Here is a 19,954-nt window from a genome sequence, read left to right as displayed (position 1 = left end):
GATGGTATGAATATTCAACCGCCGCGCACCCGTATTCAGCGCAAGAATACTGAAGCCATTTTGAACGCCGCGCTGGAGGTGTTCTCGCAACATGGGTTCCGCGGCGCGACACTGGATCAGATCGCGACCGAGGCGGGACTGTCGAAACCCAATCTGCTCTACTATTTTCCCTCGAAAGAAGCGATCCACGTCACGCTGCTGAGCCAGTTGATGGATACCTGGCTCGACCCGCTCCGCGAGATGGACCCAGAGGGCGACCCGGTGGAAGAACTGCTTGGCTACGTCCGCCGCAAACTGCAAATGAGCCGGGATATGCCGCGCGAGTCACGTCTCTTCGCCAATGAGATCGTGCAAGGCGCCCCGCGGATGCAAGAGGCTTTGGCCACCGATCTGAAAGAGTTGGTGGACGAAAAAGTGGCGCTTTTGAACCGCTGGATGGAGGCCGGCCAAATTGCCCGGGTTCATCCGCATCATCTGATTTTCTCGATCTGGTCGCTGACGCAGCATTATGCTGATTTCGATGTTCAGGTCCGGACACTGATGGGCGACGACGATCCGTTCGACGCCGCCCCCGCGTTTCTCGAAACGCTTTATCGACGGTTGCTCACCCCCTGATCAGGCGGCGGCACTTTCCGGCGCGGCATGCACCGCACGAAACGCAATCGACAGCCGGTTCCAAGTGTTGATCATGGTGATGACCGTGGTCAGTTTCACAATCTCGTCGCCGGGGAACTCCCATTGGGTGTCGGCGAAAAGCGCGTCATCCGGTCCGTTATCCCCCAAACGGGTCAGCGCCTCGGCCCAGGCCAGGGCTGCACGCTCCCGCGGGGAAAATAGAAAGCTGTCGTGCCATGCGGAGGTCAGATAGAGCCGCTGCTCCGTCTCCCCATCGGACCGGGCTTCACGGCTGTGCATATCGACACAGAAGGCACAGCCATTGATCTGCGACACCCGCAGTTTGACCAGATGCAGCAGACTCCTTTCAAGCCCAGAGGCCTCGATCTGTGTATTCAGGGCCAGATGCCCGTTCATCAGCTCCGGGGCCGCTGCCCAGTATTCGATGCGCGGTTCCATATCGTGTCTCCTTTCGGTTGAGAGGTTAGGTGGATTGTGGTCGGCGATGCAGGTCGAGAAAGGCGCAGCCGCGCTGCATCACCCGCGGGTCTGCGGTGCTGACGTGGTCCTCGATGATCGAGGCGAGCGTCGTTTCGGCCAATGCAGCCCGATAGGCCCGTTCGGCGCGGAGCATGGCCAGTTTGATCCCGCAAGGGCTGGAAAACACCTCCTCCGGCAAGGGGTTAGGCCCCCGTTTGCGGATTTCCTGGCATTGGAATGCGAAACCGGGGCCTTCGACAGCCAGAACGATATCCAAGAGCGTGATTGCGTTTGGCGTCTTGGCCAATCGGTAGCCGCCATTGCGACCGGGTATGGAGTGCACCAACCCCGCGCCGACCATGGCGTTGAGATGTTTCACCAAATAGCTGGGGGACAGCCCGTGAAACTCCGCCAGAGCGGCGCCGGGCATGACCGCGCCATCTTCCAGGGCCGCAAGCGCTGTGGCGCAGTGAATGGCGGCCTCAACACCGTCTCCAAGCTTCATGATCGTCACCTTCTGATTCGTAGATATATTTTATCCAGGATAAACTTTATCCTCAAATAGAATCTAAAAAAGGCCCCAAACGTTCGCCTGGGGCCTCAAACTGACTTACTCGGCGGCGCAAGCCCCTGGGTTGTTGGGGTGCGTCGTCCAGTTGGCGTATTCCTTTTCCACCACTTTGCCGGTGCGGGTGTCGGTCACGCCAGGCTCCAACTCGACCATGGTGATGCAATCCTCCACCGGGCAGACATTGACGCAGAGATTGCAGGCCACGCATTCCGCATCAATCACCTCGAACACCCGATCCTCCGACATCGAAATCGCCTGATGCGAGGTATCTTCGCAGGCGGCGTAACACCGACCACATTTGATGCAGGCATCCTGATTGATCTTCGCTTTGGCCACGTAGTTGAGGTTGAGATATTGCCAGTCGGTGACATTCGGCACCGCGCGTCCCACCACCTCGTCGATGGATGTGTAGCCCTGCTCATCCATCCACTGGCTGAGACCCGACTTCATCTCTTCGACGATCTTGAAGCCATAGGTCATGGCGGCCGTGCAGACCTGCACAGTCCCCGCGCCAAGCGCCAGGAACTCCGCCGCGTCGCGCCAAGTGGTCACGCCGCCGATACCGGAGATCGGCAGACCGGCTGTTTCGGGGTCTCGGGCAATCTCCGCCACCATGTTGAGCGCAATCGGCTTCACCGCCGGGCCACAATAGCCGCCATGGGAGCCTTTGCCGTCAATCGAGGGCTCCGGGCTCATCGTGTCGAGATTGACCGACGTGATCGACGAGATCGTATTGATCAGGCTGACCGCATCGGCCCCGCCGGCCTTGGCCGCGCGCGCCGGATAGCGGATATCGGTGATATTCGGCGTTAGCTTCACGATCACCGGCATCCGCGTATTCGCCTTGCACCAGCGCGCCACCATTTCGATATATTCCGGCACTTGGCCCACGGCGGAGCCCATGCCGCGCTCGCTCATCCCATGCGGGCAACCGAAATTCAGCTCGATCCCGTCTGCGCCAGTATCTTCGACCAGCGGCAGGATGCGTTTCCACGAGGCCTCCTCGCAGGGGACCATCAAGGACACGATCATCGCCCGGTCGGGCCAGGCGCGTTTGACCGCCTTGATCTCCTGCAGGTTGGTCTCGAGCGGGCGATCCGTGATCAACTCGATATTGTTAAGGCCCAAAAGCCTCCGGTCGGCGCCATAGATCGCGCCATAACGCGGGCCGTTGACGTTCACCACATGGGGGTCTTCGCCAAGCGTCTTCCAGACCACGCCACCCCACCCGGCCTCAAAGGCGCGGACGACATTATACTCCTTGTCGGTCGGCGGCGCCGAAGCCAGCCAGAAGGGATTTGGGGATTTTATGCCTAAGAAATTCGTTGATAGATCAGCCATTTATCCGTTCTCTCCCATCAATGCGATGTGAATATCCTCGGCTGCATCGCGCCCTTCAGCGACGGCGGTCACCGTCAAGTCTTCGCCGCCGGAGGCACAATCGCCACCGGCCCACACGCCCGCCAAGCTGGTCTGCCCGGCGCCGGTCACCGCGATTTTGCCGCCATCCAGAGTCAGACCATCGGGTGTGCCCTCCAAGGTCTGACCAATCGCTTTCAGAACTTGATCTGCAGGAACTTCAAAAGTCTCGCCCGTGCCGACCAGGCTTTGGCCCTCGGCACGCGTATACTCCGCCTTCACAGCTGTGACAGAGCCATTGCCTAGAACGGCGACTGGCATCGCGTTGAAGACGATCCGCACGCCTTTCGAGGCCGCGAGATCTTGCTCGTAACGGCTCGCAGGCATCGCGTCACGGTCGCGGCGATAGAGGATCGTCACACTCTCCGCGCCCAGAAGCTTCGATTGCACCGCGGCATCAATCGCGGTCATCCCGCCACCGATCACCACCACATTGCGACCAATTGGAAGCGAGGCGACATCGCCCGCTTGCCGCAGATCGGAGATAAACCCGACCGCATCGAGAACGCCGGCTTTGTCCTCACCATCGGCTCTGAGCGCATTCACGCCAGCCAATCCCATACCGAGGAACACGGCATCGAACTCGGCCCTCAGACTGTCGAGCGTCATATCGACGCCAAGCGCCTTGCCGGTCTCCAAGGTGATCCCGCCGATCTTCATCAGCCAGTCGACTTCCGCCTCGGCAAAACCGTCCACGGTCTTATAGGCCGCGATCCCATATTCATTGAGGCCGCCGCCCTTGGGTCGCGCATCATAGATCGTCACCTCATGGCCATGCATCGCCAACCGATGCGCGCAGGCCAGGCCCGCCGGCCCCGCCCCCACCACCGCGACGGATTTGCCGGTCGGCGCGGCGCGGGTGAAGGGATGGACGCCCGCCTCCATCACGGTGTCGGTCGCATAGCGCTGTAATTGTCCGATCAGAACCGGCTTGCCCTCGGCCAACTCCCGCACACAAGCCTCTTCGCAGAGCGTCTCCGTCGGGCAGACACGAGCGCACATCCCACCCAGAATGTTCTGGTCAAAGATCGTCTTGGCCGCCGCCTCTGGCGTGCCGGTCGCGATCTGCCGGATGAAGAGCGGAATGTCGATCTCCGTCGGACAGGCCGTGATACACGGCGCATCATGGCAGAAATAACATCGATCGGCGGCCACAAGAGCCTCGTGCCCGTCCAGGGGCGCATGCAGATCGGCGAAATTCGCCTCATACTCGGCGTCATCTAGCCGACCCGGGGCGATACCGGGGGTAAAGGGGCTGTTCGTCATGGGGCGTTTTCCCTCCCTGATCGAATGGCTGCTGTCCAACAAACGCTGGCACGGATCCGTTTTTTGATCAAATGGTAAATTCTCTGTCAGGCCTTTTTTGCTGATAAATGCCCGCAGACCGCCGGATTTGCGCGTTTCCTGGGCACTCGTTGCAGCCCGATAAAGGGGGACGTTCCGAGCGCTTTTCCCGTCGCAAGCGCTTTTCTCCCCGCCACGGCTCATGTAAAGAGCGGCAAAGCCAGGGATAAGGGCGAGGAGCGAAATGACCAAAAACACCCGTGACGGAGACGTGGCCTTTATCAAGGCTCTGGCCGAGTTGCTGAATGAAAACGACCTGACCGAGTTGCAGGTCAAACGCGACTATGGCGAGGCCGACAGCCTGAATGTCCGCGTATCCCGTCAAAAACAGGTGGTTCAAGCGGTCACTGCCGCAGCGCCTGTTGCCGCCCCTGTTCCGCAGGCCGCAGCCCCCGCCGCCCCGGCGGATGCAGCTGCCCCGGCCCCTGCCACCGACCCTGCGCAAGACCCGAACGCCGTCACCTCACCGATGGTCGGGACCGCCTATCTTCAGCCGGAACCCGGCACACCGGCATTTGTCTCGGTCGGCGACAAAGTGGCCGAAGGCCAGACACTCATGATCGTTGAAGCGATGAAGACCATGAACCAGATCCCGTCCCCCAAAAGCGGGACGGTCAAACGTATCCTGGTCGAAGACGGCGCGCCGGTGGAGTTTGGTGCACCGTTGATGATCATCGAATAAGGCGGCGGGCGCATGTTCTCCAAAATTCTCATCGCCAATCGCGGCGAGATCGCACTGCGTGTCATCCGCGCCGCGCGTGAGATGGGTGTGGGCACCGTCGCGGTGCATTCGACCGCAGATAGTGACGCGATGCATGTGCGTATGGCCGATGAGGCGATTTGCATCGGCCCACCACCGGGCACGCAGAGCTATCTATCCGTGCCGGCGATCATCTCGGCCTGTGAGATCACCGGGGCTGAGGCGATCCACCCGGGCTATGGCTTCCTGAGTGAGAACGCGAATTTCGTGCAGATCGTCGAAGATCACGGCATCAAATTCATCGGCCCCTCGGCGGAGCATATCCGAATGATGGGCGATAAGATCACCGCCAAAGACACGATGAAGGCCTTGGGCGTCCCTTGCGTGCCGGGCTCCGACGGCGGCGTGCCTGATCTGGACGCAGCCCGTGCGGTGGCGGAAGAAACCGGTTATCCGCTGATCATCAAGGCGACCGCCGGCGGTGGCGGCAAGGGCATGAAGCTCGCCCGCTCATCAGATGAATTGGAAAACGCGTTCCGTACCGCACGCAGCGAAGGCAAGGCCAATTTCGGCAATGACGAGGTCTATATCGAGAAATACCTCGGCGCGCCGCGTCATATCGAGGTTCAGGTGTTCGGCGATGGGCGCGGCAATGCGGTTCATCTGGGCGAGCGCGATTGCTCACTACAACGGCGGCACCAGAAGGTGTTTGAAGAGGCCCCCGGGCCCGCGATCACGCCCGAGATTCGCGCCGAGATTGGCGCCACCTGCGCCAAGGCCGTGGCCGAGATCGGCTATGAGGGCGCGGGCACGATCGAGTTCCTCTATGAGAATGGCGAGTTCTATTTCATCGAGATGAACACACGTCTTCAGGTCGAGCATCCGGTGACTGAGGCGATTTTCGGCGTCGATCTGGTGCGCGAGCAGATCCGCGTCGCAGCGGGCGAGCCGATGTCCTTCGCGCAAGAGGATCTGACCGTGAATGGCCACGCCATCGAGGTGCGGATCAATGCCGAAAAGCTGCCGAACTTCACCCCCTGCCCTGGAAAAATCACGCAATATCACGCGCCTGGCGGTTTGGGGGTGCGAATGGATAGTGCGCTTTATGACGGCTACGCGATTCCGCCCTATTACGACAGCCTGATTGCCAAGTTGATCGTCCATGGTCGTGACCGGCCCGAAGCCCTCGCACGGCTGAGCCGCGCCCTGGGAGAGTTGATCGTCGACGGTGTAGACACGACGGTTCCGCTCTTTCTTGCGCTTGTCGAAGAAGGAGCCGTGCAAACCGGCGAATACAATATCCACTGGCTTGAGAAGTGGTTGGAAACCAACTTGGGTTAGGCGGCGATCAAGTCGCGAACATCTGCTGCGGAGCCCATACCTCGATTTTCTGCAGCATCTACCAATGTCTGCGATGGGCGATTGGCAGGTCATCGTTGCGATGACCTGCCCTGTCGCTAGCCGCAGCAACTTGCAGTGTTCCCTTGCGGCACTTCTGGAACAGGCTCCGAAAAGTCAGCGCCACGGCCAAGGAACGTGCGGTCGGCGAGATAGAAGTCCGAGAACGTCTCTTGGAAGTCGTCCGCGACAGACTTTGCATAAAGGCCGGTATCGGCCAGCGCAGACTGCCAAGCTCGGATTTTGGGATAGTCGGCAAGGAAGTCGTAGCCGGAATGTTCTCGGACGATCTGAGCTCGGTGGAGTAGCGGGAGCCAGGCAATATCCACGTTCCCGAGAATGTCACCATTAAAGAAAGGGCCTTTGCCAAGTTGCTTTTCGGCTTTTTCGAACGCCTTGGTCAGTTTGGCTTCGCGTTCCGCTAGGACAGTTTGGTCCTTACTCTGCATCGTACTGCATTGAACGAGGTAATGCTTGGAGGCCTGATAACTCCATGCGCGATCTTTCGCACGTTGCACTGGAGTGACTTCGGGCACTAACGGCGGCGTGACTTCCTCGATGTATTCGACGATTGCGTCACTCTCGAAGAGAGCATCACCGTCATCAGTAATCAGCATCGGCACCTGCCCGGTGGGTGACATGTCCAGAAACCATTGCGGTTTGTCGCTGAGATCGATGAACTCAATGTCATAGGGAACTCCCTTGGCTTCCAGCAATGCGGTCACGCGCTGAACGAAGGGGCAGATTTTGAAGCTCACAATTTTGATCATCGGTTTGTCCTTTCAATGTCGATGTCTACAAGTGAGACGGGCGACATCAGGAAAAGACGAAACATCGTCGGATTATTCTTTGAGAAGAGGACCTGAGCGGTCAGCAGCGATCGCAACCTGTCGATTTTCTGCTGTAGTCCATGATTGAGCCATCGGACGCGAAAGCGATATCACAGCACTGATCGAAGAGTTGACGTAGCTGTCTTCGGCTGGCTTGAACTCGAGATTTAAGAGTCGAGTAGCTGATCCCGGCTTTCTCGGCATATTCCTTTTGCGAGATGCCCTGCAGCTCTACAGCACGAAGCAAATCGGCCGCCTCGCTCGGTAGCGCGTCCAAGAACGGCGCGACGCATCCTTCGAAGGCGTGTTCCCGTGCTTCGACTGGTTCACTATATCAAAGATCACCGGCCTTAATCGAAGCCTCAGGACCTCTCCGACGATGGTGATCCATCATTGCATTTTGAGCGATCTGAAACAGCCAAGGCTTGATCTTTTCTTCTGATTGCAGCGTATGAAGATTCTGAAACGTCTTGGTAAGAGCATCCTGTAGAACATCATCAACATCTGATGGATCTCGCATACGTGATAGGAGAAAGGCGCGAAGAGACGACTGATACTCTGCGATGACGTCATTCGCGTTCATGGGCCTTCAAACCTTCTCCGAGCTCCTTGGCGGTGTTTATCTCTAGAATGCAACGAGGTTGGCAAGTCTTGCGCTGAAAATGTTCTACACCCGGCGTCCGGCACGAGCCCAGTGTACCAGATGCTGCACGCCGCACGAACGACTGCTATGCAGTAGCTTTGCTTGTGGGTTGCGCGCTTAGGAAGAGCGCCAGCACACCTGCGCCAACAGCGAGCCAGACTGAACCGGTCCAAACAAGATCGTAGGTCTGTGTCGCGGTAAACAGATAGCCACCGGCAAATGCACCCATGGCACCGCCAATCGCGTGCCCAGCTGAGATCATACCCATCGCGAGACCCATCATCTTGATGCCAACATGGCTGGCCACCAGGCTGGCCGTGACAGGAACGGTCGAATAATCGACCGCCCCGAACAGAACTGCGAACAGGAAAAGCATTTCGATGGATGTGCCTGGAAGGCTGCCGAGCAGAATGAATGTCAACGCACGCAGCATATAGATTGAGGCCAGAAGCATTGGACGATTGACCCGATCCGTCAGCCAGCCCGCAGCGATCATGCCAATCAAGTTTACCAGTGACAGAAGGCCGTAGGCAGTTGCACTTGGGATCGGAGGAAAGCCACAGAATGCAGCAAACGGGAGTAAATGAGTCTCGATCACCCCAGTTGTCGTGAACCCACAGATCAGAAAGCTCCAAAACAGCAAATGGAATGCTGGTTGTCGAACGATCACGGCAAGGTCTTGACGCATTGAGGAGGACGGGGCCTCGGCATCGGTTCTCTCATCCAGCGGGGTATCTGCCCGCATACTCATACGGATACAGGGAATGAGGGCGAGGCTGGCGAGAGACAAAGCACCAAAACTCCACCGCCAACTTGCAAATGCCAGTAATGCCGCAATCAGCGGCACAATGAGGAACTGCCCGCCTGTCGCGCCAGATGTGCCGATGCCGGTCGCCAGGCCCTGATTTTCGGAAAAACTACGGGTGACGGCTGTGGCCACAACATGCGTGGCGACAATCCCAAAACCAATCGCGCTGAACCCCGCGAAGCCGATGACAAACATCAGCTTGCTATTCATCAACGCGACGATGGCGCATCCAACCCCAAGAAGCCCCATGCCAAGGTTGAGCGTGAACTGCGTTCCGCGCCTGTCCACGAGCCGCCCGGCAAAGGGGGCAACAACGGCCATGACGACCAGAGCGGCGGCCCCCACACTTGAGATATAGCTGCTGGTCCAACCAAACTCCGTTTGCCAGACTGGCATGATGAGCCCAAGTGCAGCGCGGCTGGAAAAGGCCAGCGATAGCGCCAGAAAACCAAACGCAACAACGGTCCAGTTTTGGCGTGACGAATGGGTGCGTGTATCTGACATGAAGCGTCTCCTTGATGTCCAGATGCCATCAAGCCCGCGCTTTGACGAACGATATGCTGGTCACATGACTTTAGGTGATCTAAAGTTAAATATGGCCATCCGTATCCAAGACCTCTATACATTTCATGTTGTTGCCCGAACTGGCGCGATGCAGGACGCGGCGCATGAACTTGGTGTCACGCCCGGTGCCATCAGCCAGCGTATCCGGGAGGTCGAAGAGCGTCACGGTTTGCGTCTGTTTGACCGCAGCAAGCATGGGATCACACTGACAGCAGCAGGGCTGGCACTGCAATCCGATGTGGGGGCTGCGTTCTCCAAGATTGAAGCTGCCCACGAAGAGCATTTCTCAACCTATCTTAACACGGTGCGGATCAGCGCATCGGCAACCTTCGCGCAATCTATGCTGGTCTCTAGCGTCGGTCGGTTCTCAGAAAAGTATCCCACGATCAGGGTTTCAGTTGAAACGGCGGATCGACTGGTCGATCTCAAATCCGAACCGATTGACCTTGCCATTCGCCATGGTCTCGGCAGGTATCCCGGCCTTCGTGCCGAATGGCTTTGTGCGCCCGAGCTCGTCTTGGTCTCAAGTCCCGCCTTGCTGGAAGAGCATGGCCCACTTGCACAACCTGCAGATTGTTTACGTTACAATCTGCTGCCCGATGCAACTGGCAAAGATTGGTCGATCTGGTTTGAAGCCCAAGACGTTGATGCCACAACCGCACGCTATGGTCCGCAATATGGAGATGACTTTCTAACCGTCAAAGCAGTGACCGAAGGCCAAGGTTTGGCCTTACTCAATGATCTTTATGTCAAGGAAGGCTTGGCTTCGGGTGCGCTGGTACGTGCTTTGGAGACCGTGTGGCCAACCAAATTTGCTTACTACGCCGTGGCACTTCCGGAGGCATTCGAAAAGCCATCTGTGCGATCTTTCGTGACTTGGCTGAAAGACGAAATGAGCTGATCTGAAACTGCAGAAACAGACATTGACGCAGCCACAGCGAGGGTCAGAAAAGTCCGCAAAACCGCCTCTCGGCAACCTGGAACAGTCCACCATCTTTGTAAAAAACATCCGGGTTTTTTTTCACGTTGTTGCCCTATTATCCCACCAATGCCCCATGAACGGCGACCAACTCTCCGCCCGGCCCTGAGGGCCGATTTCAAGGACAATCATGAAAAGAGTATTCAAGATAGCAACGCTCGCACTCAGCCTCTTCTTTGCCGGGGTGCTCGGCTACGGCGCTTTTGGATTTTGGGATGCTGTTCGTCAGTCGGATGAATACGCAACGCGCGCGAATGCTCTGATTGCAGATGGACGGGGACCGGCGGACTTGGGAGCCGAACGCCTGCGACAGCTCATTTTGGTTCAGGACCCTGGCTATCTGGAACATGGCGGCATTGATCTTTCCACAGGAGGGGCCGGTTTGACGACCATTTCCCAATCCGTTTCCAAACGACTGGGATTTGAGGAATTTCGCCCGGGCATTGGCAAAATACGCCAGACCGGTTTCGCTTTCGGTCTGGAGAGCCGTCTTAGCAAAGAGCAAATCCTTGCACTCTGGCTCGATACCGTCGAGATGGGGCGCGGTCCCGATGGGTGGATGACGGGCCTCTTCCATTCCAGTCAAAGCATCTATGGTCGGCCTCCCTCGGAGCTTTCCGATCAGGAATATCATCGTCTTTTGGCTGTCCTTATTGCGCCAGGCCAATATCGATTGCTTGAAGAAGATGAAGCGCTCGCGGATCGCGCGTCACGGATCGCGCGGCTTGTATCAGGGGATTGCCGCCCCGACGGCCAGAGAGATGTCTGGCTGGACGGTTGCGCTTAGGGCCTGCACGCCCTGGAAGACGCACCGGACTAGGTTTTCATCAGCATGAGAGTTGGCGTTTTCCGTTCAAGGACCAACGGCAAATCCGTCTTGCAAAGCGGACCTTCGGCGGCCGAAAACACCCGGCCGATCTTTAGGAAAAACATGCGAGATTTTTTCGCGGCATCGCCTTATCATCCCATCAATGCCCCATGATGTGCGACCAACCCGCCGCCCGGCCCTAACGGCCGATCTTCTGCTCCGCGCTTATGCGGCGGGTATTTTTCCGATGTCTGAGGGGCGCAACGACCCCAATCTCTTCTGGGTCGATCCGCAGCGTCGGGGCATCCTGCCGCTTGATGGGTTCCACATGTCGCGCAGCTTGGCGCGGCGGATTAAGGCGGAACCGTTTGATATCCGGGTGAACAGCGATTTTGACGCCACCGTAGAGGGGTGCGCCGATCGGGAAGAGACGTGGATCAACGCCGAAATTTTCGCTCTCTATCAACAACTTCACGCCGCAGGTTACGCCCATTCCCTCGAAGTCTGGGATGGGACGGAATTGGTTGGCGGTGTCTATGGCGTCACGTTGGGTGCCGCGTTTTTCGGCGAAAGCATGTTCTCGCGCAGGCCAGATGCGTCGAAAATCGCGCTGGCCTATCTGGTCAGCCGCTTGCGCTATGGCGGGTTCCAACTGTTCGATACGCAGTTCGTGACCGACCATCTGATCCGGATGGGTGCGGTAGAGATACCGCGCGCCGACTATCACAAACGTTTGGAACGCGCCTTGGGGTGGGCGGCTGATTTTCTAGCGCAACCGATGCCAGTTCCAGTTCAAGACGTGTTGCACCTGAGAACCCAAACATCATAGCGCGGGTGCTCAAGCGCGACGAGCGCGGGGCTGGACGCGACCATCCAGCCGTCAAACAACTCTGTGCCTTCCAAATCCAACACCTGGACATGGGCGAAGGCGTCCGATGATGGATTGTCGATCGGATAGCGGCATTCGAACATCCGGATCGCAATCCGGCCAAAGACCACAGCCTGCCCGTTGGAAAGCTCAATATCCGTTGGCCGACCCAAGGTCTTGTCGAGCGCGCGCAAGATCGCACCATCGGCCGGGGCAACATTTGGCGCCGAAACAGATGTCGACGCGTTCAGATTGGGCCGTTGTTCCAACCGCACGCCATCGCCAAGGTCCTGCAGAAAGGTCCCCAGATCATCATTCTGCTGCGCACCGGTCGTCAGCGGCCACAGCGCGAGTGTCAACGCGATCAGGGCAAGCCTCATTGGGAACCGGTCCCATCGCCGCCGACATACCGCAAGAGAAGCGTGATCAGGCTGACCGAGCTTTGCGTGTCGATGATCTCCCCACCCTCTTCCAATGCGAAGGGCGACCCGCCCGGCACAATCTCAACAAAGGCCCCGCCCAACAGGCCTTCGGAGGCAATCGAGATTGCACTATCGTCAGGGATCTCGATGCTATCGAGCACCGTGAAGGTGGTGTCGGCGCGATATGTCGTCTCATTAAGGGACAGGTCGGTGACCGACCCGACGCGGACACCCGCAAGACGGACATCGGTGCCAACGCCAATCCCCTCAACCGAGCGGAACGATGCGGTCAGTTCATAGCTCCCGGTATCGCGCTCAAACCCCGTGGCCTGCACGGCATAGACGAAAAATCCGACCGCTGCGGCCAGGACAACGCCGCCCACGGCGATCTCGGTGGTGGTGTTTTCAGACATCGGACGCTCCCTGCCCTAAGCCATCAGCTTATTCCGGGCTCCAAGCCTCATAGTCCCGCCGCTCTTCTGGTTCGGCCCGGCGAAGCGATCCTGCGGGGGCATAAGCTTCGGCGGTTCCCGTCAGGTTTGGCAGATGCGGCTTTTCCCAGGGCTTATGCACCACGGGCCGGTCTGTCGGCGGCTCATCCCAGGTATGATGAAGCCACCCATGCCATTCCGGGCTCACCCGGCTGGCCTCGGCCTCGCCATTGAAAATCACCCAACGGCGGCTGCCATCCTTGGTCTGGTAGAAGATATTGCCGGCCTCGTCTTCGCCAACCTTCTGCCCTTTGCGCCATGTCAGAAGCTGTGTGCCGATGGTTTGGCCATGCCACCATGTCACAAGACGTTTCAGGAAAGTGAGCATCGGGGCCTCCGGATCAGGCAAAAGCACGTTGCATCGGTAATGCCGTAACCGACGGCGGAGGTCTAGGGGCAAAGGCGCACGCCGATGTCGCGGGCGCCCCGACGCCGATTGCCATCTGGCGATACTCATAATCATGAGCGTCGAGGCAAAGCGTTCAAAACACTGGTTCTCAGCGAGACGGTTTTCCTACACAGACCAAGCATCGACAAACCCTCGTCCTCCCCGGCCAATCCGACAAGCGCACATGTTCTTTATGAATGTGATGACGTTGTCGCATTGTCCGGCTTGCCCTAAAGCTGTCGCCAACCACTGCTTTCCAGGGAGGAACACTCATGACTGACGGACCCAGCTACGGTTTCGACACACTGCAAATTCACGCCGGCGCGCGGCCCGACCCGGCCACAGGCGCACGGCAGACTCCGATTTATCAGACCACGGCCTATGTGTTCCGTGACGCCGATCACGCCGCCGCACTCTTCAACCTGCAAGAGGTCGGCTATATTTATTCCCGCCTGACCAACCCGACCGTCGCCGTTCTGCAAGAACGCCTGGCGACGCTGGAAGGTGGCGTCGGCGCGGTCTGCTGCTCCTCGGGCCATGCGGCGCAGATTATGGCGCTGTTCCCACTGATGGAGCCGGGCCGGAACGTCGTTGTATCAACCCGACTTTATGGCGGTTCTGTCACGCAGTTCAGTCAGACCATCCGGCGGTTCGGCTGGTCCGCGACCTTCGTGGATTTCGACGATTTGGACGCGGTGCGCGCGGCGATTGATGAGAACACCCGCGCGGTCTTCTGCGAGAGCATCGCCAATCCCGGCGGATACATCACCGATCTGCGCGCGATCGCGGATATCGCCGATGCGGCGGGTCTTCCGCTCATCGTCGATAACACCTCGGCCACGCCTTATCTCTGCCGCCCGATTGAACAAGGCGCGACGCTGGTCGTACATTCGACCACAAAATACCTGACCGGCAATGGCACCGTCACCGGCGGCTGCGTTATCGACTCGGGCAATTTCGATTGGTCCGCATCGGACAAATTCCCGTCGCTCAGCGCGCCGGAGCCTGCCTATCACGGGCTAAAGTTCCACGAGACCTTTGGGCCCCTCGCCTTCACCTTCCATGGTATTGCCATCGGATTGCGCGATCTCGGTATGACGATGAACCCGCAAGCCGCACATTACACGTTGATGGGCACCGAGACGCTCAGCCTGCGTATGGAGCGCCATGTGGAAAACGCGGTGAAAATCGCGAAATGGTTGGAGGCAGACCCACGCGTCGATTTCGTGACCTATGCCGGGCTTGAAAGCTCCCCCTATTACAGCCGGATTGAGAAGGTCTGCCCGAAAGGCGCTGGTGCGCTTTTCACCTTCGCAGTGAAAGGCGGTTATGAGGCCTGTGTGAAACTCGTCGACAGTTTGGAGATCTTCTCCCATGTGGCCAATCTGGGCGACACACGCTCGCTGATCATCCATTCGGCCTCGACCACGCACCGGCAGCTTACGCCGGAGCAGCAGGAGGCCGCAGGCGCGGCACCGAATGTGGTGCGGGTCTCCATCGGGATCGAGAATGCCGAGGACCTGATCGCCGATCTGGATCAGGCCCTGGCAAAAGCGACAAGCTAACTACCCGCCGATTTCATAGATAATGGTCACCGTCGCCGAGACGGTGACCTCGCCCTCGGCAATTGGCACGGCATCGCGGGCCAACATGCCAAATTCCGCCCTGCCCGCCGGGCTCATCCCGCCGGTGCTATCCTCAATGCGGTGGATACCGACAATCTCCACCTCTGCGGCCTCGGCCAGCAACGCAGCGCGCGCCTGTGCATCGGCCACGGCCGCCAAGCGGGCCTCTTCAGTCACTGGGTCGGGATCGCTGAGCCCAAAGGACAATCCGCGCATCGTATTCGCGCCTTGCGCGGTTACAGCATCCAGCACATCACCCAGTTTCTCCAAATCGCGGACGCGGACGGACAGTTCATTGGTCGCGATAAACCCGGTGATCTGACGATCTCCGCCCTGCGAGATGTTTGACGTATGGTCAGACCAGATCGGATGGATTGAAAGCTGCGAAGTTTGAATGTCCCGCGCCTCGATCCCGGCAGTGCCTAGCGTGTCCAAAACCGCGGTCAGATCAGCGCTGTTGGCCGCCAGCGCCGCGCCAGCCGTTTCCGCTTCGGTCACGACGCCAAGCCGTAGGGTCGCCATATCTGGCGTCACGGCGATCTCGCCCTGGCCATGAATCGTCATCGTCGCGATCTCTTCCGCCGAAGCGACCGCTGCGCCGCCTAGGAAAACCGCCATACTCAGAACAAGATATTTCATCTTTGGAATGCCTCTTTTGTCATATCGAAATCCACCCTAGGATGATCTTCGCCGGTCCGCATCCGAGATGTGTTGCGTTGTGGTTTCCACAAGCGATTTCCTGCTATAAAGATCGGCGTTAGGGAGGAGCCGCTGCCCGGTGGCTCCGTGGATTGAGGTCACCCGTGACTGTCGAGTTTGCGCTGTTTCTGTCGCCGGAAGGCATAGCCTTGGCCCATCGCCAGGAGGCGGGCCATTGGGCGCTTATCGGAGATACGGGGTTGGATGTGCCCGATCTGGGCGGCGCGCTTGCCGAATTGCAGGCCCTGGGCGAAGCCCGTGGCGGGACAGATTTTCCGACACTCTTGATCCTACCAGACGATCAGATCCTTTACACTGAGCTGGATGGTCTTGGCGGGTCTGCCAGCATCCCTGGCAGGTTGGAAGGTCTGACCCCTTATGAGGTGGCCGATCTGGCCTATGACTGGCGGGATCTGGGCGGCGGACGCGCCGTCTTGGCCATCGTCGCCCGCGAAACATTGGATGAGGCGGAGGGGTTTGCCCGCGAGCACGGGTTTAACGGTGTTGGCTTTGCCGCATCGCCGCCGGTCGAAAAGTTCCCCGGCGTGCCATTGTTTCAATTGGCCGATGATGCCAAAGGGCTGGACCTGCCGGATACCGGCTTGGCGATTGGTCCAGATACCTGGACACCGCCCGCACCCGAACCGGACCCAGTGCCAGAACCCGAGATCGTGCTGGAACCGGAGGTGTTGTCACCAGTTCTGCCGGAACTGGAACACTCCGCAGAAGATATGTCGGATTCAGCCGATCCGCAGGAGCCATATCAGGAAGATGACCCATCGCCCGCGGCAACCGACGCCGATGTAGGGACGGAACCTGAACCATCAGACGATGCGGACAGCGATACGCTCGCGCCGGTGATGAAATCCCGCGCTCCGCGCCGATCCCAGCAAGAGCCCCCGCTACAGATGCCAAGCGGTTTCGGTGCCAGACGCGGCAAGGCCCCTGCACCCGATGCCGAGCCGGGCCGCTTGGTTGGTACAAGACCAAGCCGCATCGGATTGACCAACGTTCCGCAAGAAGCGGAACAAGCGCAATCCGCCGCCGAGCCCGGAGACGACACGCCGCCGACGCCCAGCACTGGCCTGACCGCAGAGCCGGTCGAGCCACAATCAACCGACACGCCCACCGGCATTTCAGCACCCACGCGGTCTCCCACCGCTTACGCCAGCAGCGTGCCTGGCCGCCGCCTATCACCGGCAGCGGACACGCGAATGGGCAACCTGTCACCCGACTCCGCCGCAACCGATCAGAGAGAAGATGCAGCGCCCATCGCCGCTCTCACCGCCGGAGCTGGCCGAACGAAACCGGCAGACACCGATCCCGCAGCGGGAGACCCATCGATAATAGGGGGGCTTCTGGCCCGGCGCGCACCATCTGGCACAGGCCCATCCTTCCGCACAGGGCTTGTTTTGACACTGGTTCTGCTGCTGATCTTGGCCCTGATCGCCGTATGGTCGGCGTTGTTTTTGCCCGACAGCACGGTGGCCAGGTTGTTGGGTCGCACCACGCCCGATGTAGAGATTGCTACATCACCCGAGCATTCGGCCCCATCGGCTACCGTCAGCGCCCCGGCATCGGTGGACCGGAACGACACGTTGGCGCGGCTCGACCCAGAGGCTGACGCGCTGCCGGACCCCGTTGAACCCACCGCCGCGCCGGACCTCAATGACGTCGATACCCAGGCCGACCTGCCAGATATCGACGCCGATATCGATCTCGGCCCGACGCCAGTCGATCCAGAGACGTTGCTGCCGTCCGCCGAAGAAACAGAGGCGCTCTACGCCTCGACCGGGATCTGGCAGCGCCCACCAGAGCAGCCGATTTTCGTTGATCCCGGCCTGGAAGATGAGATCTACATGGCCGCCATCGACCCGGTTGTCGTGACCCATGATGCGCTTGCCATTCCGGCCCCGGACGTGATCCCTGAGGTCACACGGAGCTATGCCTCGCCCGCCCCGTTCGGCACCAGTTTTGCACTCGGCCCCAATGGTCTGGTCATACCAACACCAGAGGGCGCGACGACGGCGGATGGCGTGCGGATCTTTGCCGGCACACCGTCGATCCAACCGGTCCCCCGCGCGGGCGGGCCCGGCCCAACGTCGGCGGAGGGCGAAGCGACACAGCCTGATCTTGATGTGAATGCGACCCTTTTGGCCGCCTTTCAACCCACGCCCCGTCCTGGCGATCTTGCCGAACGGCGCGAACGCCAACGTCTCGGCGGATTCACGATCAGCGAACTGTCCAGCCGACGCCCAACAGAGCGGCCGCCATCGGTGCAGCAATTGGCGCTTGCCGCCCGCACGCTCGCAACCGAGACGACACCGGAAGCCTCAAGCGGCACACCAGGCGCGACCTTTGACGCCAATGCTCTGACGGGGCGCAACACCACGGATGATGCGCAGATCATTCAAGCCAGCGGCTTGGCTGTCGCCTCCTCTCGCATGCCCGCGATCCGTCCCGGCGATATCGGGGAGATCGTCGCACGGGCCACCCGCAGCACTGCAAGCAGCGGCGCCAGCACGGCGGCCGTTCAACAAGCCAGCGCGCCGGCAACCGTGCAACCATCTATCCCCTCAACGGCCACGGTTACCCGAGCCGCCACGGATCGGAATGCGATCAACCTCCGCAATGTCAATCTAATCGGCGTCTCTGGCACGCCATCGAACCGCCGCGCGTTGGTGCGTTTGCCTTCGGGTCGGTTTGTGCGGGTTGGCGTTGGCGATCGGGTCGATGGCGGCCGGGTGGCTGCGATTGGCGAAGACAGTCTGCAATATGTGAAAAACGGTCGGAACATCACTTTGGACATTCCGGGCTGACTCAGCCGCTACAAAAGCACCAAGACCGCCAGTCCGAGAAACGCGAAAAAGCCGACCACATCAGTCACGGTGGTTACAAACGCCCCCGATGCAAGCGCCGGATCAACGCCGAACCGATCAAGCGTGACGGGCACCAGAATACCCGCCAGCCCCGCGACCAAGAGGTTGATCACCATAGCCAAGGCAATCACGCCACCAAGCGCCATCGAGCCGAACCAGATCAGCCCGACCGCCCCCATCACGACCGCGAAAATCAATCCGTTGATCAGACCGACACCAGCCTCCCGCACGATCACCCGCATCAAGTTGGAGCGCGTCAAATCCTTGGTCGCAATGGCGCGGACGGCGACCGTCAGGCTTTGTGTCCCCGCATTCCCGCCCATCGAAGCGACGATCGGCATCAGCACGGCCAGCGCCACCAATTGTGCAATCGCCGCCTCAAACTGCGCAATCACCAGAGACGCCAGGATCGCCGTGATGAGGTTCACCGCAAGCCAGGGGAACCGCCGCCGGGTTGTATCGATGATCCGGTCGCTGAGCCTGCCCTCGCCCACGCCCGCCAGGCGCAGGATATCCTCTTCGGCCTCGGCATCCAGAACCGCCATCGCATCATCAATTGTGATGGCGCCCACCAAACGGCCATCATCATCGACAACCGGGGCCGAAATCAGATGGTACTGGTTGAAGGCGTAAGCGACCTCTTCCTCGGGTTGGGTCGCCGGAATGACCCGAAAACTGTCTTCAGTGATCTCGGTCAGCTCCGTCGTGCGCGGCGTGGACAACATCCGACCAAGCGTCACATAGCCGGTGGGTTTCATCCGCGGATCGACCAGGATCACATGATAGAATTGCTCCGGCAAATCGGCTTTGTGATGCCTTAGATGATCGATCATCTCGCCGACGGTCCAATGCTCAGGCGCGCGCACCACCTCGCGCTGCATCAAACGGCCAGCAGAGTCTTCCGGGAAGCTCAGCGCCTCTTCAACGGCGGCCCGGTCGGCGTCGTCCAGCGCGCCGAGGATGGCCTCTTGCTGGTGATCTTCGAGATCCTCAACAAGATCGACCACATCGTCACTGTCGAGGTCCCTGACAGCCTCGGCCAGCACATGATCGGGCAGGAAGGAGATCACCTCCTCGCGGAGGTTTTCGTCCAGTTCAGAGAGAACGTCGCCGTCGACGCCAGCGGACCACAGGTGCAAGAGCGCCTCACGCTCGGCGCCGGAAATCTGCTCCAAAAGGTCCGCGATATCCGCCGGGTGGAGCGGCTCCATCAACGCGTCGATAGCGGCCAAATCCTCCGCCAGTACCGCGCGGCGCACCTGCCCGCGCAGCGATTCATCCAGCGCGTAGCTGTCTTTTTCCTCTAGCAGGATGTCATCCGCCTCGTCCGCCATGCCCGACCTCACCTGACATCTTTCGCTTTTGGCCTAACATAGGCCACGCCTCATCGCTATGACAGGCGCGGGGAAAACTGCAACCATAA

At 59.6% G+C, this 19,954-nt stretch carries 21 protein-coding genes; 8 read left to right on the top strand and 13 right to left on the bottom strand.

The genetic code is table 11. From position 1 onward, the window contains the following. The first annotated feature begins 6 nt into the window (after positions 1 to 6). Positions 7 to 615, top strand: a complete 609-nt coding sequence (locus GTF44_RS06165; RefSeq protein ID WP_171558291.1) for a TetR family transcriptional regulator C-terminal domain-containing protein — start codon at positions 7 to 9, stop codon at positions 613 to 615. On the opposite strand, the gene GTF44_RS06160 is transcribed toward GTF44_RS06165, so the two are convergent. The 4 genes from GTF44_RS06160 to GTF44_RS06145 form a co-directional block, all read right to left on the bottom strand. Beyond that, positions 616 to 1,074: a carboxymuconolactone decarboxylase family protein gene (locus GTF44_RS06160; RefSeq protein WP_171558289.1), complete on the bottom strand. Its 459-nt coding sequence runs from the start codon at positions 1,072 to 1,074 to the stop codon at positions 616 to 618. It abuts the gene before it with no gap. Positions 1,075 to 1,099: 25 nt separating this feature from the next. Further along, positions 1,100 to 1,600, bottom strand: coding sequence for an Rrf2 family transcriptional regulator (locus GTF44_RS06155; RefSeq protein ID WP_171558287.1), 501 nt, complete (start codon positions 1,598 to 1,600; stop codon positions 1,100 to 1,102). Positions 1,601 to 1,705: 105 nt separating this feature from the next. Next, a complete protein-coding gene (gene preA, locus GTF44_RS06150) occupies positions 1,706 to 3,007 on the bottom strand; it encodes an NAD-dependent dihydropyrimidine dehydrogenase subunit PreA (RefSeq protein WP_171558286.1) in 1,302 nt (433 codons plus the stop codon). Continuing rightward, entirely contained in the window at positions 3,008 to 4,351 is a 1,344-nt protein-coding gene (locus GTF44_RS06145; RefSeq protein ID WP_171558284.1) for an NAD(P)-dependent oxidoreductase, read from the bottom strand. A gap of 262 nt (positions 4,352 to 4,613) precedes the next feature. Here GTF44_RS06145 and accB point away from each other — a divergent pair, with 262 nt between their 5' ends. Continuing rightward, positions 4,614 to 5,111, top strand: coding sequence for an acetyl-CoA carboxylase biotin carboxyl carrier protein (accB, locus tag GTF44_RS06140; RefSeq protein WP_171558283.1), 498 nt, complete (start codon positions 4,614 to 4,616; stop codon positions 5,109 to 5,111). 12 nt (positions 5,112 to 5,123) lie between these two features. After that, a complete protein-coding gene (gene accC, locus GTF44_RS06135; protein ID WP_171558281.1) occupies positions 5,124 to 6,470 on the top strand; it encodes an acetyl-CoA carboxylase biotin carboxylase subunit in 1,347 nt (448 codons plus the stop codon). 116 nt (positions 6,471 to 6,586) lie between these two features. Here the strand turns inward: accC and GTF44_RS06130 are convergent, their stop codons facing one another. From GTF44_RS06130 to GTF44_RS06115, 4 genes are all read right to left on the bottom strand, one after another. Continuing rightward, on the bottom strand, positions 6,587 to 7,297 hold the full coding sequence (locus tag GTF44_RS06130; RefSeq protein WP_171558279.1) for a glutathione S-transferase family protein: 711 nt from the start codon (positions 7,295 to 7,297) through the stop codon (positions 6,587 to 6,589). A 100-nt stretch (positions 7,298 to 7,397) separates the two neighbouring features. Next, positions 7,398 to 7,634 carry a sigma factor-like helix-turn-helix DNA-binding protein gene (locus GTF44_RS22495; RefSeq protein ID WP_171558278.1) on the bottom strand — a complete coding sequence of 79 codons (237 nt, stop codon included), beginning with the start codon at positions 7,632 to 7,634 and terminating at the stop codon, positions 7,398 to 7,400. A gap of 57 nt (positions 7,635 to 7,691) precedes the next feature. Continuing rightward, positions 7,692 to 7,940, bottom strand: a complete 249-nt coding sequence (locus tag GTF44_RS06120; RefSeq protein WP_171558276.1) for a sigma factor — start codon at positions 7,938 to 7,940, stop codon at positions 7,692 to 7,694. A 145-nt stretch (positions 7,941 to 8,085) separates the two neighbouring features. After that, positions 8,086 to 9,312: an MFS transporter gene (locus GTF44_RS06115; protein ID WP_171558274.1), complete on the bottom strand. Its 1,227-nt coding sequence runs from the start codon at positions 9,310 to 9,312 to the stop codon at positions 8,086 to 8,088. On the opposite strand from GTF44_RS06115, the gene GTF44_RS06110 reads away from it, so the two are divergent. From GTF44_RS06110 to aat, 3 genes are all read left to right on the top strand, one after another. Next, positions 9,311 to 10,273 (top strand): LysR substrate-binding domain-containing protein, encoded by a 963-nt coding sequence (locus tag GTF44_RS06110; protein WP_253261158.1) that lies wholly within the window; start codon positions 9,311 to 9,313, stop codon positions 10,271 to 10,273. The two genes, GTF44_RS06115 and GTF44_RS06110, sit on opposite strands and share 2 nt — an antisense overlap. A gap of 208 nt (positions 10,274 to 10,481) precedes the next feature. Beyond that, positions 10,482 to 11,138 (top strand): transglycosylase domain-containing protein, encoded by a 657-nt coding sequence (locus GTF44_RS06105; protein WP_171558272.1) that lies wholly within the window; start codon positions 10,482 to 10,484, stop codon positions 11,136 to 11,138. 184 nt (positions 11,139 to 11,322) lie between these two features. Further along, positions 11,323 to 11,988, top strand: coding sequence for a leucyl/phenylalanyl-tRNA--protein transferase (aat, locus tag GTF44_RS06100; RefSeq protein WP_171558271.1), 666 nt, complete (start codon positions 11,323 to 11,325; stop codon positions 11,986 to 11,988). On the opposite strand, the gene GTF44_RS06095 is transcribed toward aat, so the two are convergent. Genes GTF44_RS06095 through GTF44_RS06085 form a run of 3 tightly spaced genes read right to left on the bottom strand, consistent with a single transcriptional unit; the run spans position 11,952 to position 13,268 of the window. Beyond that, positions 11,952 to 12,407, bottom strand: coding sequence for a DUF2155 domain-containing protein (locus tag GTF44_RS06095; protein ID WP_171558269.1), 456 nt, complete (start codon positions 12,405 to 12,407; stop codon positions 11,952 to 11,954). The two genes, aat and GTF44_RS06095, sit on opposite strands and share 37 nt — an antisense overlap. Further along, positions 12,404 to 12,862, bottom strand: coding sequence for an outer membrane lipid asymmetry maintenance protein MlaD (gene mlaD, locus GTF44_RS06090; protein WP_171558268.1), 459 nt, complete (start codon positions 12,860 to 12,862; stop codon positions 12,404 to 12,406). Before mlaD ends, GTF44_RS06095 begins: the two co-directional genes overlap by 4 nt. A 28-nt stretch (positions 12,863 to 12,890) precedes the next feature. Then, a complete protein-coding gene (locus GTF44_RS06085; RefSeq protein ID WP_145210428.1) occupies positions 12,891 to 13,268 on the bottom strand; it encodes an NADH:ubiquinone oxidoreductase subunit NDUFA12 in 378 nt (125 codons plus the stop codon). Positions 13,269 to 13,600: 332 nt separating this feature from the next. Here GTF44_RS06085 and GTF44_RS06080 point away from each other — a divergent pair, with 332 nt between their 5' ends. Further along, complete coding sequence (locus GTF44_RS06080) at positions 13,601 to 14,893, top strand: O-acetylhomoserine aminocarboxypropyltransferase/cysteine synthase family protein (protein ID WP_145210431.1); 1,293 nt, start codon at positions 13,601 to 13,603, stop codon at positions 14,891 to 14,893. Here GTF44_RS06080 and GTF44_RS06075 read toward each other — a convergent pair whose 3' ends face one another. Further along, on the bottom strand, positions 14,894 to 15,592 hold the full coding sequence (locus tag GTF44_RS06075) for an SIMPL domain-containing protein (protein WP_171558266.1): 699 nt from the start codon (positions 15,590 to 15,592) through the stop codon (positions 14,894 to 14,896). A gap of 164 nt (positions 15,593 to 15,756) precedes the next feature. Here GTF44_RS06075 and GTF44_RS06070 point away from each other — a divergent pair, with 164 nt between their 5' ends. Next, positions 15,757 to 18,471, top strand: coding sequence for a hypothetical protein (locus GTF44_RS06070; RefSeq protein ID WP_171558264.1), 2,715 nt, complete (start codon positions 15,757 to 15,759; stop codon positions 18,469 to 18,471). Positions 18,472 to 18,479: 8 nt separating this feature from the next. Here GTF44_RS06070 and mgtE read toward each other — a convergent pair whose 3' ends face one another. Continuing rightward, positions 18,480 to 19,865, bottom strand: coding sequence for a magnesium transporter (gene mgtE / locus GTF44_RS06065; RefSeq protein WP_171558263.1), 1,386 nt, complete (start codon positions 19,863 to 19,865; stop codon positions 18,480 to 18,482). Positions 19,866 to 19,954: the final 89 nt, after the last annotated feature.

This window comes from Roseobacter sp. HKCCD6576-2 (assembly GCF_013179285.1).
Lineage (GTDB): Bacteria > Pseudomonadota > Alphaproteobacteria > Rhodobacterales > Rhodobacteraceae > Rhodophyticola > Rhodophyticola oceani.
The sequence above is the reverse complement of the archived record's forward strand: the minus strand, read 5'-3'. Positions and strand labels throughout refer to the sequence as shown.